We start from the raw sequence: 13,410 nt of genomic DNA on the forward strand, positions 1-13,410 counted from the left end.
CCTCCTGGCTTTGTAGCGAATGAGAAATAATACTGAGGTAACATCATGAAAAGATTCATTTCCGTTGCACTTCTCGCTGCGCTGCTTGCTGGTTGCGCGCACGACTCTCCATGTGTACCGGTTTACGACGACCAGGGTCGACTGGTTCATACCAATACCTGTATGAAAGGCACCACTCAGGATAACTGGGAAACAGCAGGTGCTATCGCCGGCGGCGCTGCCGCTGTGGCGGGTTTGACGTTGGGTATCGTTGCCCTGACGAAGTAACATTTGTTCAGAAAGCGCGGCTCCGGCCGCGCTTTTGCTTTTAATGAGTGCACTATTTTCCAGTAAGTAAAAAAATAGCCCCGTATTTATTCTTTCATGTAATTTCAACCGACCACAGTTAATATCTTTTTCTTATACCCGATGTTTTTCACACGTTAATACTATTGAATACTCTGCCAATATTCACTTCAGAAACTATCTCTTCTTTTTATCTCATACCCGTTGAAACTTTTGCTCTGATTTGTGGCGCAGGTTGTAATTTCGCACCGTTTCGGGGCGCTCGTTTTATTTAAGCCTGTCTACACTCAGCATTAAGCGTTCACTCATCACGCATTTTGTTGAACGTAAAACTGGCATTACGTTTGCTTTATAAACGTTGGCCAACGCCACAGACAGGTAAAGCGTTTTAAGAAACGCCTCTATAACGATAAATTTCGCCACACAGGATGCATTATGAAAAAGACGATGATAGCCAGCCTGGCTGCTGCAGGCATGATGTTTGCCGTAGCCGGTCAAGCCCATGCGGGAACGACACTGGATGCCGTTAAAAAGAAAGGTTTTGTTCAATGTGGTATCAGTGATGGTTTGCCTGGCTTCTCCTATGCCGATGCGAACGGCAAATTTACCGGTATTGATGTTGATGTCTGCCGTGGCGTTGCAGCCGCCGTTTTTGGTGATGACAGCAAAGTAAAATATACCCCGCTGACGGCGAAAGAACGCTTTACGGCGCTGCAGTCCGGCGAGGTCGACATGCTCTCCCGTAATACCACCTGGACCTCCTCCCGCGACGCAGGCATGGGAATGTCATTTACGGGCGTGACCTATTATGACGGCATCGGCTTCCTGACCCACAATAAAGCGGGCCTGAAAAGCGCTAAAGAACTGGATGGTGCCACCGTGTGTATCCAGGCGGGTACCGATACCGAGCTGAACGTCGCGGATTATTTCAAAGCAAATAAGATGAAATACACCCCTGTGACATTCGACCGCTCGGATGAATCAGCCAAAGCGCTGGAATCCGGTCGCTGCGACACGCTGGCCTCTGACCAGTCACAACTGTATGCCTTACGCATCAAGCTAAGCAACCCGGCTGAGTGGATTGTTCTACCTGAAGTGATCTCCAAAGAACCTCTCGGACCGGTTGTCCGTCGTGGCGATGAAGACTGGTTCTCTATCGTTCGCTGGACGCTATTTGCCATGCTGAATGCAGAAGAGATGGGCATCAATTCGAAAAACGTCGATGAAAAAGCAGCGAATCCTTCCACCCCGGACATGGCGCACCTGCTCGGTAAAGAAGGCGATTTCGGCAAGGATCTGAAGCTGGATAACAAGTGGGCTTATAACATCATCAAACAGGTGGGCAATTACTCTGAGATCTTCGAGCGCAACGTGGGATCGGAAAGCCCGCTGAAGATCAAACGCGGCCAGAACAATCTCTGGAATAACGGCGGCATTCAGTACGCGCCACCGGTACGTTAAGTCATTGTGGTAATGGGCACTGCTCTGGCAGTGCCCAATTCAGAGTCATGGTTACTGAGGTTTTTTATGTCCCATCGCCGCTCAGCCGTAAAAGGATCGCTATCCTTTTCTCATCCCGCGGTCCGCGCCTGGCTATTCCAGATTATTGCTATTGTTGCGGTTGTTCTCATCGCCGTGTATCTCATCCATAACACCATAACCAACCTGAATAATCGCGGTATTACGTCCGGATTTGCGTTTCTGGATCGCAGCGCGGGGTTTGGTATCGTTCAGCACCTGATTGATTACCAGGAAGGTGATACTTATGGACGCGTATTTGTAGTCGGCTTGCTGAATACGCTGTTGGTCTCAGCACTTTGTATCATCTTCGCGTCGATACTGGGCTTCTTTATTGGCCTTGCGCGCCTTTCTGAAAACTGGCTCCTGCGGAAACTGTCGACTGTGTATATTGAGACGTTTCGCAATATCCCGCCGCTGCTGCAGATCTTCTTCTGGTATTTCGCTGTGCTGCGTAACCTTCCCGGTCCCCGCCAGGCCGTCGATGCGTTTGAGCTGTTTTTCCTGAGTAACCGTGGGCTGTATATTCCTTCTCCTGAATCTGGCGAAGGGCTGTATCCCTTCATTGCTGCGATTGTGATAGCACTTGCTCTCTCTGCCGGGATATTCCGCTTTAACCGTAAACACCAGATTAAAACCGGTCAGCTTCGTAAAACCTGGCCCACGGCGGCAGTACTGATCGTTGGCCTGCCGCTATTGGCGCACTGGTTGTCTGGAGCCGCGCTGCACTGGGATGTTCCGCATCTGCGGGGCTTTAACTTCCAGGGTGGAATGGTGTTGATTCCTGAACTGGCAGCCCTGACGCTGGCACTTTCGATTTATACGTCCGCCTTTATCGCTGAGATTATTCGTGCCGGGATCCAGGCCGTCCCGCACGGGCAACACGAAGCAGCGCGCTCATTGGGGCTACCTCATACGGTGACGCTTCGCCAGGTCATTATTCCGCAGGCGCTGCGGGTCATCATTCCGCCCCTGACCAGCCAGTACCTCAACATCGTCAAAAACTCGTCGCTGGCCGCCGCTATTGGTTATCCGGATATGGTATCTCTGTTCGCCGGAACCGTGCTTAACCAGACCGGGCAAGCCATTGAAACTATCGCCATCACCATGTCTGTCTATCTGATCATCAGCCTGATGATTTCGTTGCTGATGAACCTGTATAACCGTCGCATTGCACTGGTCGAGCGCTAAGGATCTATGATGACAAAAGCGATACTGTCGCACTCCCCGCGCCCAACCAGCGTCACAGGGGGGCGTTTTATTCTCTGGGCGCGTAAGAATCTTTTCTCCAGCTGGAGCAACAGCCTGCTGACGCTTGTTTGCCTGTGGCTCATGTGGGAATTGATCCCACCTCTCCTGAACTGGGCATTTCTGCAGGCTAACTGGGTCGGTTCCACTCGTGCTGACTGCACGAAGGCGGGCGCATGCTGGGTGTTTATTCATGAGCGCTTCGGCCAATTCATGTATGGATTGTATCCCCATGAACAGCGCTGGCGGATTAATCTGGCGCTGGTTATCGGCCTGCTTTCTATCGCGGCCATGTTCTGGAAAAAGCTGCCGCATCGTGGACGCTATATTGCCTGCTGGGCAGTGGTATATCCCATTATCGTTTGGGTGCTGTTATATGGGGGCTTCCTGGGACTGGAGCGCGTTGAAACCCGCCAGTGGGGCGGTTTGACGCTGACGTTGATCATTGCTTCAGTGGGGATAGCTGGTGCGCTACCGTGGGGAATTCTACTTGCGCTGGGGCGGCGTTCAAAAATGCCGGTTGTACGCATGCTCTCCGTTATCTTCATCGAGTTCTGGCGCGGCGTACCGCTTATCACCGTTCTGTTTATGTCTTCAGTCATGCTGCCGCTGTTTATGGCGGAAGGCACAACGATCGACAAGCTGATCCGTGCCCTGGTCGGTGTGATTCTTTTCCAGTCTGCCTATGTTGCAGAGGTTGTGCGAGGTGGTTTGCAGGCATTGCCTAAGGGGCAATATGAAGCCGCAGAATCACTGGCGCTCGGTTACTGGAAAACGCAGGGACTGGTCATTCTTCCACAAGCACTCAAGCTGGTCATTCCGGGGCTGGTTAACACTATTATTGCCCTCTTCAAAGATACCAGCCTGGTGATCATTATCGGATTGTTCGATCTCTTTAGTAGCGTGCAGCAGGCTACCGTTGACCCTGTCTGGCTGGGTATGTCCACCGAGGGATATGTCTTTGCCGCACTGATCTACTGGATCTTCTGTTTTAGCATGTCGCGCTATAGCCAGCATCTGGAAAAGCGCTTTAACACCGGGCGTACACCGCACTGAGGAAATTATGAGCCAAATAACTATGACACCCGCCGACGCGATGATTACGCTGGAAAACGTCAATAAATGGTATGGACAGTTTCATGTCCTGAAGGACATCAATCTTAAGGTGAAGCAGGGCGAACGTATCGTTCTTTGTGGGCCTTCCGGTTCAGGAAAATCAACAACCATTCGCTGTATTAACCATCTTGAAGAACATCAGCAGGGGCGCATTGTGGTTGATGGTATCGAGCTGAATGAAGATGTCCGCAATATCGATCGTGTACGGCAGGAAGTAGGTATGGTGTTCCAGCACTTCAATTTGTTTCCCCATCTGACCGTTTTACAAAACTGCACGCTGGCCCCCATTTGGGTTCAAAAGATGCCGAAAAAGGAGGCCGATGCGCTGGCTATGCACTACCTGGAACGAGTGCGTATCGCTGAACATGCCAATAAATTCCCAGGGCAGATATCCGGCGGTCAACAACAGCGCGTGGCTATCGCCCGTTCGCTGTGTATGAAGCCTAAAATCATGCTGTTTGACGAACCGACATCTGCGCTGGATCCGGAAATGGTGAAAGAGGTGCTGGACACGATGATTGGGCTGGCACAATCCGGAATGACGATGCTGTGCGTGACGCATGAGATGGGTTTTGCCAGAACGGTAGCAGATCGGGTGATCTTTATGGATCGTGGTGAAATTGTTGAACAGGCACCGCCGGATGAATTCTTTGCGCATCCTAAGTCTGAACGTACGCGGGCATTCCTGTCGCAGGTGATTCATTAGTCGTTTATTCTGCCGGGTGGCGGCTTCGCCTTACCCGGCCTGCCGTTTTTTCGACGCATAAACGCAAAAAGGCCATCCTTTCGGATGGCCTTCTCACTTATTTGATGTCTGGCAGTTCCCTACTCTCACATGGGGAGACCCCACACTACCATCGGCGCTACGGCGTTTCACTTCTGAGTTCGGCATGGGGTCAGGTGGGACCACCGCGCTAAAGCCGCCAGACAAATTCTTTTACTTCTTGCCGAACTTTAACCTAAGTATAAAGTGGTGCTGATACCCAGAGTCGAACTGGGGACCTCACCCTTACCAAGGGTGCGCTCTACCAACTGAGCCATATCAGCACGCTAAATTTGATGCCTGGCAGTTCCCTACTCTCACATGGGGAGACCCCACACTACCATCGGCGCTACGGCGTTTCACTTCTGAGTTCGGCATGGGGTCAGGTGGGACCACCGCGCTAAAGCCGCCAGGCAAATTCTGTTAATCTGTATCAGGCTGAAAATCGTGTCTCTTCGCCAAAACATCTTCGGCGTTGTAAGGTTAAGCCTCACGGTTCATTAGTATCGGTTAGCTCAACGCATCGCTGCGCTTACACACCCGACCTATCAACGTCGTCGTCTTCAACGTTCCTTCAGGAGACTTAAAGTCTCAGGGAGAACTCATCTCGGGGCAAGTTTCGTGCTTAGATGCTTTCAGCACTTATCTCTTCCGCATTTAGCTACCGGGCAGTGCCATTGGCATGACAACCCGAACACCAGTGATGCGTCCACTCCGGTCCTCTCGTACTAGGAGCAGCCCCCCTCAATTCTCCAGCGCCCACGGCAGATAGGGACCGAACTGTCTCACGACGTTCTAAACCCAGCTCGCGTACCACTTTAAATGGCGAACAGCCATACCCTTGGGACCTACTTCAGCCCCAGGATGTGATGAGCCGACATCGAGGTGCCAAACACCGCCGTCGATATGAACTCTTGGGCGGTATCAGCCTGTTATCCCCGGAGTACCTTTTATCCGTTGAGCGATGGCCCTTCCATTCAGAACCACCGGATCACTATGACCTGCTTTCGCACCTGCTCGAGCCGTCACTCTCGCAGTCAAGCTAGCTTATGCCATTGCACTAACCTCCTGATGTCCGACCAGGATTAGCTAACCTTCGTGCTCCTCCGTTACTCTTTGGGAGGAGACCGCCCCAGTCAAACTACCCACCAGACACTGTCCGCAACCCGGATCACGGGTCTACGTTAGAACACCAGCCATTAAAGGGTGGTATTTCAAGGACGGCTCCACGCAGACTGGCGTCCACGCTTCAAAGCCTCCCACCTATCCTACACATCAAGGACCAGTGTTCAGTGTCAAGCTATAGTAAAGGTTCACGGGGTCTTTCCGTCTTGCCGCGGGTACACTGCATCTTCACAGCGAGTTCAATTTCACTGAGTCTCGGGTGGAGACAGCCTGGCCATCATTACGCCATTCGTGCAGGTCGGAACTTACCCGACAAGGAATTTCGCTACCTTAGGACCGTTATAGTTACGGCCGCCGTTTACCGGGGCTTCGATCAAGAGCTTCGCGTTGCCGCTAACCCCATCAATTAACCTTCCGGCACCGGGCAGGCGTCACACCGTATACGTCCACTTTCGTGTTTGCACAGTGCTGTGTTTTTAATAAACAGTTGCAGCCAGCTGGTATCTTCGACTGATTTCAGCTCCACCCGCAGGGGCTTCACCTACATATCAGCGTGCCTTCTCCCGAAGTTACGGCACCATTTTGCCTAGTTCCTTCACCCGAGTTCTCTCAAGCGCCTTGGTATTCTCTACCTGACCACCTGTGTCGGTTTGGGGTACGATTTCGTGTTACCTGATGCTTAGAGGCTTTTCCTGGAAGCAGGGCATTTGTTACTTCAGCACCGTAGTGCCTCGTCATCACACCTCAGCGTTAAAAGGTACCGGATTTACCTGGAACCTCCGCCTACATGCTTAAACCGGGACAACCGTCGCCCGGCTAACATAGCCTTCTCCGTCCCCCCTTCGCAGTAACACCAAGTACAGGAATATTAACCTGTTTCCCATCGACTACGCCTTTCGGCCTCGCCTTAGGGGTCGACTCACCCTGCCCCGATTAACGTTGGACAGGAACCCTTGGTCTTCCGGCGAGCGGGCTTTTCACCCGCTTTATCGTTACTTATGTCAGCATTCGCACTTCTGATACCTCCAGCAACCCTCACAGGCCACCTTCAACGGCTTACAGAACGCTCCCCTACCCAACAACACATAGTGTCGCTGCCGCAGCTTCGGTGCATGGTTTAGCCCCGTTACATCTTCCGCGCAGGCCGACTCGACCAGTGAGCTATTACGCTTTCTTTAAATGATGGCTGCTTCTAAGCCAACATCCTGGCTGTCTGTGCCTTCCCACATCGTTTCCCACTTAACCATGACTTTGGGACCTTAGCTGGCGGTCTGGGTTGTTTCCCTCTTCACGACGGACGTTAGCACCCGCCGTGTGTCTCCCGTGATAACATTCTTCGGTATTCGTAGTTTGCATCGGGTTGGTAAGCCGGGATGGCCCCCTAGCCGAAACAGTGCTCTACCCCCGAAGATGAGTTCACGAGGCGCTACCTAAATAGCTTTCGGGGAGAACCAGCTATCTCCCGGTTTGATTGGCCTTTCACCCCCAGCCACAGGTCATCCGCTAATTTTTCAACATTAGTCGGTTCGGTCCTCCAGTTAGTGTTACCCAACCTTCAACCTGCCCATGGCTAGATCACCGGGTTTCGGGTCTATACCCTGCAACTTAACGCCCAGTTAAGACTCGGTTTCCCTTCGGCTCCCCTATACGGTTAACCTTGCTACAGAATATAAGTCGCTGACCCATTATACAAAAGGTACGCAGTCACCCCATAAAGAGGCTCCCACTGCTTGTACGTACACGGTTTCAGGTTCTTTTTCACTCCCCTCGCCGGGGTTCTTTTCGCCTTTCCCTCACGGTACTGGTTCACTATCGGTCAGTCAGGAGTATTTAGCCTTGGAGGATGGTCCCCCCATATTCAGACAGGATACCACGTGTCCCGCCCTACTCTTCGAGTTCACAACCTGTGTGCTTTCGTGTACGGGACTATCACCCTGTACCGTCGGACTTTCCAGACCGTTCCACTAACACACAAGCTGATTCAGACTCCGGGCTGCTCCCCGTTCGCTCGCCGCTACTGGGGGAATCTCGGTTGATTTCTTTTCCTCGGGGTACTTAGATGTTTCAGTTCCCCCGGTTCGCCTCGTTAACCTATGTATTCAGTTAACGATAGTGCAACGGATTGCACTGGGTTTCCCCATTCGGACATCGCCGGGTCAAAGGTTCATATCACCTCGCCGGCGCTTTTCGCAGATTAGCACGTCCTTCATCGCCTCTGACTGCCAGGGCATCCACCGTGTACGCTTAGTCGCTTAACCTCACAACCCGAAGATGTTTCACTTCATGATTGCGAAAATTTGAGAGACTCGAACACACATAACATGTGTGTCGTTTCAATTTTCAGCTTGATCCAGATTTTTAAAGAGCAAATATCTCAAACATGACTCGCAAGTCAGTTTTGAGATATGACGGCAGGTGACTTTCACTCACGAACCAGCAAGTGGCGTCCCCTAGGGGATTCGAACCCCTGTTACCGCCGTGAAAGGGCGGTGTCCTGGGCCTCTAGACGAAGGGGACACTGAAGTCTCAATCGCAAGACGCCTTGCTGCTTACTTTTCATCAGACAATCTGTGTGGACACTACAAAGGCAGGTTCTTTAAGGTAAGGAGGTGATCCAACCGCAGGTTCCCCTACGGTTACCTTGTTACGACTTCACCCCAGTCATGAATCACAAAGTGGTAAGCGCCCTCCCGAAGGTTAAGCTACCTACTTCTTTTGCAACCCACTCCCATGGTGTGACGGGCGGTGTGTACAAGGCCCGGGAACGTATTCACCGTGGCATTCTGATCCACGATTACTAGCGATTCCGACTTCATGGAGTCGAGTTGCAGACTCCAATCCGGACTACGACGCACTTTATGAGGTCCGCTTGCTCTCGCGAGGTCGCTTCTCTTTGTATGCGCCATTGTAGCACGTGTGTAGCCCTACTCGTAAGGGCCATGATGACTTGACGTCATCCCCACCTTCCTCCAGTTTATCACTGGCAGTCTCCTTTGAGTTCCCGGCCTAACCGCTGGCAACAAAGGATAAGGGTTGCGCTCGTTGCGGGACTTAACCCAACATTTCACAACACGAGCTGACGACAGCCATGCAGCACCTGTCTCAGAGTTCCCGAAGGCACCAAAGCATCTCTGCTAAGTTCTCTGGATGTCAAGAGTAGGTAAGGTTCTTCGCGTTGCATCGAATTAAACCACATGCTCCACCGCTTGTGCGGGCCCCCGTCAATTCATTTGAGTTTTAACCTTGCGGCCGTACTCCCCAGGCGGTCGACTTAACGCGTTAGCTCCGGAAGCCACGCCTCAAGGGCACAACCTCCAAGTCGACATCGTTTACGGCGTGGACTACCAGGGTATCTAATCCTGTTTGCTCCCCACGCTTTCGCACCTGAGCGTCAGTCTTTGTCCAGGGGGCCGCCTTCGCCACCGGTATTCCTCCAGATCTCTACGCATTTCACCGCTACACCTGGAATTCTACCCCCCTCTACAAGACTCTAGCCTGCCAGTTTCGAATGCAGTTCCCAGGTTGAGCCCGGGGATTTCACATCCGACTTGACAGACCGCCTGCGTGCGCTTTACGCCCAGTAATTCCGATTAACGCTTGCACCCTCCGTATTACCGCGGCTGCTGGCACGGAGTTAGCCGGTGCTTCTTCTGCGGGTAACGTCAATCGACAAGGTTATTAACCTTATCGCCTTCCTCCCCGCTGAAAGTACTTTACAACCCGAAGGCCTTCTTCATACACGCGGCATGGCTGCATCAGGCTTGCGCCCATTGTGCAATATTCCCCACTGCTGCCTCCCGTAGGAGTCTGGACCGTGTCTCAGTTCCAGTGTGGCTGGTCATCCTCTCAGACCAGCTAGGGATCGTCGCCTAGGTGAGCCGTTACCCCACCTACTAGCTAATCCCATCTGGGCACATCTGATGGCAAGAGGCCCGAAGGTCCCCCTCTTTGGTCTTGCGACGTTATGCGGTATTAGCTACCGTTTCCAGTAGTTATCCCCCTCCATCAGGCAGTTTCCCAGACATTACTCACCCGTCCGCCACTCGTCACCCGAGAGCAAGCTCTCTGTGCTACCGTTCGACTTGCATGTGTTAGGCCTGCCGCCAGCGTTCAATCTGAGCCATGATCAAACTCTTCAATTTAAGTTTGATGCTCGTGAATTAAACTTCGTAATGAATTACGTATGTTCACTCAGAGACTTGGTATTCATTTTTCGTCCGAGGACGTTAAGAATCCATGTCACTTTGAGTGCCCACACAGATTGTCTGATAAATTGTTAAAGAGCAGTGCAACGCGGCTTTCGCTCACCGTTGCGAGGTGGCGTATATTACGCTTTCCTCTTTCAGAGTCAACCCGTTATTTCAGGATTTTTTCTCTTCAACCGAACCGGCTGTTTGTGAAGTGATTCACATCCGCCGTGTCGATGGAGGCGCATTATAGGGATCCCATTTTTTAGCACAAGTATTTTTTAGATCTTTTTTTCCGACTGCTGATTTTCCGCGCTTTTCGCTGAAATCCCGCCCGATTTGCTTAAATATTGACGTATTTTGCCTTGCCTCGATCCATTACTATGATCAAAGTCTTCTGTATAGCGCTCATTGTTAGAGGTAGATATGCCCGCAGTATTACGTCCTTATAAAGATCTGTTCCCCAAAAAAGGCGATCGCGTGATGATCGATCCCAGCAGCGTGATCATTGGTGATGTCCGAATGGCCGATGACGTCAGCATCTGGCCGCTCGTCGCCATCAGGGGAGATGTTAACTATGTGTCGATTGGCGCACGTACCAACATCCAGGACGGTAGCGTTCTGCATGTCACGCACAAATCCTCCTATAACCCGGAGGGCAATCCCCTGATCATTGGAGAAGAGGTTACCGTCGGCCATAAAGTGATGCTTCACGGCTGCACTATCGGAAACCGCGTACTTGTTGGCATGGGATCGATTTTGCTGGATGGTGTAATAGTAGAAGAAGATGTAATGATTGGTGCCGGTAGCCTGGTCCCGCAGAACAAACGGCTGGAGAGTGGCTATCTTTATCTGGGAAGCCCGGTAAAACAGATCCGCCCCCTGAAGGAGGCAGAGATCGAAGGGTTAAAATACTCGGCGAACAACTACGTTAACTGGAAGAATGACTATTTGGATCAGGACAACCAAACCCAGCCCTGATCGTCTTCCTGCTGATCGCGGATTAAATCGCTGGCTTCCTCTTCCAGATCCCAGCGATTTTCGCAAAATACCGCTATCGGGTCTGAACCGCCAAAACGACGCAACAGTGTTTCCCCATGAATGGCACAGGTCAGTTGCATACCCTGTACCAGCACCGGGAAACAAACCGCTTGTTTACTCTCATCCCAGTTCTCTCTGTCCGGGAAATGAATAGCCTGGTTCACGCCGAAAGCTCCTGCTTTAACTTTTCAATGACAGGTTCAACCGCAGGCAACACGCCATGCCAGAGCAGCACCGCATGCGCGGCCTGTCCCACCAGCATTCCTAGCCCATCGGCTAAATGTTTCGCGCCATGTTGCTCGCACCAGTTCAGGAAGGGGGTATTCCCTTTCTGATAAAACATGTCATAGAAATAGACGTGAGCGCTTACCAGGGAAGCTGGGATTGCCGGGATCTCACCATTAATGCCGCTGGAGGTGGCATTGATAACCAGATCAAATTCATGCCCGGCAAGCTCGTCAAGCGCTACCGCACTCACGCTGCCAGTATGCGCAAACAACGCAGCCAGCGCTTCTGCCCGGGAAAAGGTTCTGTTAGTAATGGTCACCGCACAGTCCAGGGAAAGCAGAGGCAACAGCACTCCCCGCGACGCGCCACCCGCACCAATCAGCAGGACCCGGAACCCGGGTTTGATAAAGGAGAGTCTTTCCAGGTCGCTCAGCAAACCAATTCCATCTGTGTTGTCACCCAGAAGGCGTCCATCCTCAAGCCGTTTCAGGGTATTTACTGCACCAGCAAGAGAAGCGCGCTCGGTCAGTTCATCCGCACGTTCGAAGGCTTCCTCTTTAAAGGGAACCGTTACATTCGCACCTTTGCCACCGTCGGCGAAAAAAGCCTCCAGCGTCGGAATAAATGCATCCACCGGTGCCAGTACGCGGCCATAGAGATGATTTATCTGCAACTGCTCCGCAAATTGCTGATGGATTAACGGTGACTTGCTGTGTGCAATCGGATTACCAAAAACAGCATAGGTTTCCATGAGATTACCCCTGGCGAAAACGTTCGCCGGTCAAAGCGTCGCGAATTTCAGACGGATTCAGGCGCCCTCCCGTCTCTCCAGCAGCAACCGGGAAGTCATTACCGAACTGTGCCAGCACTTCTTCGGTTGTACGACAAGGTGGCAACCCGGTCAGGTTGGCGCTGGTTGAGACCAGCGGTTTACCAAATGCCAGGCAAAGCTCAACCACCAGCGGATGATCGGTGACGCGAACGGCAAGGGAATCAAAGCGCCCGGTCAACCAGCGTGGTGTTGTTGGCTGCGCCGGGAAAACAAAGGTCACCGGTCCCGGCCATGCGGAGAAGATAGTCTCGCGCTGCGCTGGCGTCAGCATGGAGTCATCGATGTAGGGTTTTAGCTGCTCGTAATTCGCAGCGATCAAAATCAGCCCTTTCTCGACGGGTCTTTGTTTTAAGGCAAGCAGGCGGCTTACAGCCGTCTCGCTGTCAGGATCGCAACCGACCCCAAAAACAGCTTCAGTTGGATAGGCGATGACTTCTTCTTTTTTCAGCACGTCCACAGCATGCGCAATGGAGCCTGATGGCAGGTTATTATTCACTATTTTGATCCGCCGCAACCGGCTTTCCACATTGTTTACTGGCGCAGAAGCGTTTCATACCTTGCGCCGTTTTCTTCTCGATAAGTAGCGGATAATTGCAATGAGCGCAGACGCCCGCTACCGGTTTGAAATTGATAACGAACTGGCATTCAGGATAGCGATCACAGGAATGGAAGGTTTTACCAAAACGGGAACGACGCTGTACCAGCTGGCCGTGTTGACATTGTGGGCAAGCAATGGCCGTTTCATCAGGCTTATCAATTTGTTCCGTATGTTCACATTCTGGATAACGGCTACAGCCAATAAACATACCGAAACGCCCCTGACGTAACGCTAATTCACCGCCACAAAGAGGACAAGGCTGTCCCTCCAGAATTTTAACAATATGTCCATCCGCCTGGCTTTTCAGGGGACGGACATAATCACATTCCGGATAGTGTGAACAACCGAGAAACGGACCGTGTTTCCCGGACCGAATAACAAGTTCAGCCCCGCACTGCGGGCAGGGCTCGTTTTTATGCACCGTGAATAGTGCTGATTTGGCCATAACAACTCTTGGTGCTGCACATAG

At 52.0% G+C, this 13,410-nt stretch carries 10 protein-coding genes, 2 tRNA genes and 4 rRNA genes; 6 read left to right on the top strand and 10 right to left on the bottom strand.

The window, feature by feature from the left end; translation table 11 throughout:
• Positions 1 to 45 precede the first annotated feature (45 nt).
• The 5 genes from MX657_RS20125 (at position 46) to MX657_RS20145 (ending at position 4,873) form a co-directional block, all read left to right on the top strand.
• Complete coding sequence (locus tag MX657_RS20125; RefSeq protein ID WP_008502867.1) at positions 46 to 267, top strand: lipoprotein; 222 nt, start codon at positions 46 to 48, stop codon at positions 265 to 267.
• Positions 268 to 720: 453 nt separating this feature from the next.
• On the top strand, positions 721 to 1,746 hold the full coding sequence (locus MX657_RS20130) for an amino acid ABC transporter substrate-binding protein (protein ID WP_080328367.1): 1,026 nt from the start codon (positions 721 to 723) through the stop codon (positions 1,744 to 1,746).
• 66 nt (positions 1,747 to 1,812) lie between these two features.
• Positions 1,813 to 2,994, top strand: a complete 1,182-nt coding sequence (locus MX657_RS20135) for an amino acid ABC transporter permease (protein ID WP_119916512.1) — start codon at positions 1,813 to 1,815, stop codon at positions 2,992 to 2,994.
• Positions 2,995 to 3,003: 9 nt separating this feature from the next.
• Positions 3,004 to 4,107, top strand: a complete 1,104-nt coding sequence (locus MX657_RS20140) for an amino acid ABC transporter permease (RefSeq protein ID WP_119916513.1) — start codon at positions 3,004 to 3,006, stop codon at positions 4,105 to 4,107.
• Between the two features lie 7 nt (positions 4,108 to 4,114).
• Complete coding sequence (locus tag MX657_RS20145) at positions 4,115 to 4,873, top strand: amino acid ABC transporter ATP-binding protein (RefSeq protein WP_119916514.1); 759 nt, start codon at positions 4,115 to 4,117, stop codon at positions 4,871 to 4,873.
• A gap of 106 nt (positions 4,874 to 4,979) precedes the next feature.
• Here the strand turns inward: MX657_RS20145 and rrf (MX657_RS20150) are convergent.
• From rrf (MX657_RS20150) to MX657_RS20175, 6 genes are all read right to left on the bottom strand, one after another.
• Positions 4,980 to 5,095 (bottom strand): 5S ribosomal RNA (gene rrf, locus MX657_RS20150).
• Between the two features lie 43 nt (positions 5,096 to 5,138).
• A tRNA-Thr gene (locus MX657_RS20155) sits at positions 5,139 to 5,214 on the bottom strand.
• A 14-nt stretch (positions 5,215 to 5,228) separates the two neighbouring features.
• Positions 5,229 to 5,344 (bottom strand): 5S ribosomal RNA (rrf, locus tag MX657_RS20160).
• Between the two features lie 65 nt (positions 5,345 to 5,409).
• Positions 5,410 to 8,313, bottom strand: a 23S ribosomal RNA gene (locus tag MX657_RS20165).
• Positions 8,314 to 8,496: 183 nt separating this feature from the next.
• A tRNA-Glu gene (locus MX657_RS20170) sits at positions 8,497 to 8,572 on the bottom strand.
• A gap of 85 nt (positions 8,573 to 8,657) precedes the next feature.
• Positions 8,658 to 10,197: ribosomal RNA gene (locus MX657_RS20175) — 16S ribosomal RNA — on the bottom strand.
• Together the 16S, 23S and 5S rRNA genes with 2 tRNA genes alongside form the textbook arrangement of a ribosomal RNA operon.
• Positions 10,198 to 10,668: 471 nt before the next feature.
• Between MX657_RS20175 and MX657_RS20180 the strand changes: the two genes are divergently transcribed.
• Positions 10,669 to 11,223: a gamma carbonic anhydrase family protein gene (locus MX657_RS20180; protein ID WP_080330424.1), complete on the top strand. Its 555-nt coding sequence runs from the start codon at positions 10,669 to 10,671 to the stop codon at positions 11,221 to 11,223.
• Here MX657_RS20180 and MX657_RS20185 read toward each other — a convergent pair.
• Genes MX657_RS20185 through MX657_RS20200 form a run of 4 tightly spaced genes read right to left on the bottom strand, consistent with a single transcriptional unit; the run spans position 11,199 to position 13,386 of the window.
• Positions 11,199 to 11,447 carry a DUF1488 domain-containing protein gene (locus tag MX657_RS20185; protein ID WP_080330423.1) on the bottom strand — a complete coding sequence of 83 codons (249 nt, stop codon included), beginning with the start codon at positions 11,445 to 11,447 and terminating at the stop codon, positions 11,199 to 11,201. The two genes, MX657_RS20180 and MX657_RS20185, sit on opposite strands and share 25 nt — an antisense overlap.
• Positions 11,444 to 12,262: a shikimate dehydrogenase gene (gene aroE, locus MX657_RS20190; RefSeq protein WP_080330422.1), complete on the bottom strand. Its 819-nt coding sequence runs from the start codon at positions 12,260 to 12,262 to the stop codon at positions 11,444 to 11,446. Before aroE ends, MX657_RS20185 begins: the two co-directional genes overlap by 4 nt.
• Positions 12,263 to 12,266: 4 nt before the next feature.
• Positions 12,267 to 12,839 (bottom strand): L-threonylcarbamoyladenylate synthase type 1 TsaC, encoded by a 573-nt coding sequence (gene tsaC / locus MX657_RS20195; protein WP_080330421.1) that lies wholly within the window; start codon positions 12,837 to 12,839, stop codon positions 12,267 to 12,269.
• Positions 12,832 to 13,386, bottom strand: coding sequence for a DNA topoisomerase family protein (locus tag MX657_RS20200; protein ID WP_252002990.1), 555 nt, complete (start codon positions 13,384 to 13,386; stop codon positions 12,832 to 12,834). Before MX657_RS20200 ends, tsaC begins: the two co-directional genes overlap by 8 nt.
• Positions 13,387 to 13,410 lie beyond the last annotated feature (24 nt).

It is taken from the genome of Enterobacter chuandaensis (assembly GCF_039718975.1).
Classification (GTDB): Bacteria; Pseudomonadota; Gammaproteobacteria; order Enterobacterales; family Enterobacteriaceae; genus Enterobacter; species Enterobacter chuandaensis.

What these genes read in the sequence shown, in the direction of transcription:
- MX657_RS20125 (WP_008502867.1), top strand. Translation starts at nt 46, where the DNA reads ATGAAAAGATTCATTTCCGTTGCACTTCTCGCTGCGCTGCTTGCTGGT.
- MX657_RS20130 (WP_080328367.1), top strand. Translation starts at nt 721, where the DNA reads ATGAAAAAGACGATGATAGCCAGCCTGGCTGCTGCAGGCATGATGTTT.
- MX657_RS20135 (WP_119916512.1), top strand. Translation starts at nt 1,813, where the DNA reads ATGTCCCATCGCCGCTCAGCCGTAAAAGGATCGCTATCCTTTTCTCAT.
- MX657_RS20140 (WP_119916513.1), top strand. Translation starts at nt 3,004, where the DNA reads ATGACAAAAGCGATACTGTCGCACTCCCCGCGCCCAACCAGCGTCACA.
- MX657_RS20145 (WP_119916514.1), top strand. Translation starts at nt 4,115, where the DNA reads ATGAGCCAAATAACTATGACACCCGCCGACGCGATGATTACGCTGGAA.
- MX657_RS20180 (WP_080330424.1), top strand. Translation starts at nt 10,669, where the DNA reads ATGCCCGCAGTATTACGTCCTTATAAAGATCTGTTCCCCAAAAAAGGC.
- aroE (WP_080330422.1), bottom strand. Translation starts at nt 12,262, where the DNA reads ATGGAAACCTATGCTGTTTTTGGTAATCCGATTGCACACAGCAAGTCA.
- MX657_RS20200 (WP_252002990.1), bottom strand. Translation starts at nt 13,386, where the DNA reads ATGGCCAAATCAGCACTATTCACGGTGCATAAAAACGAGCCCTGCCCG.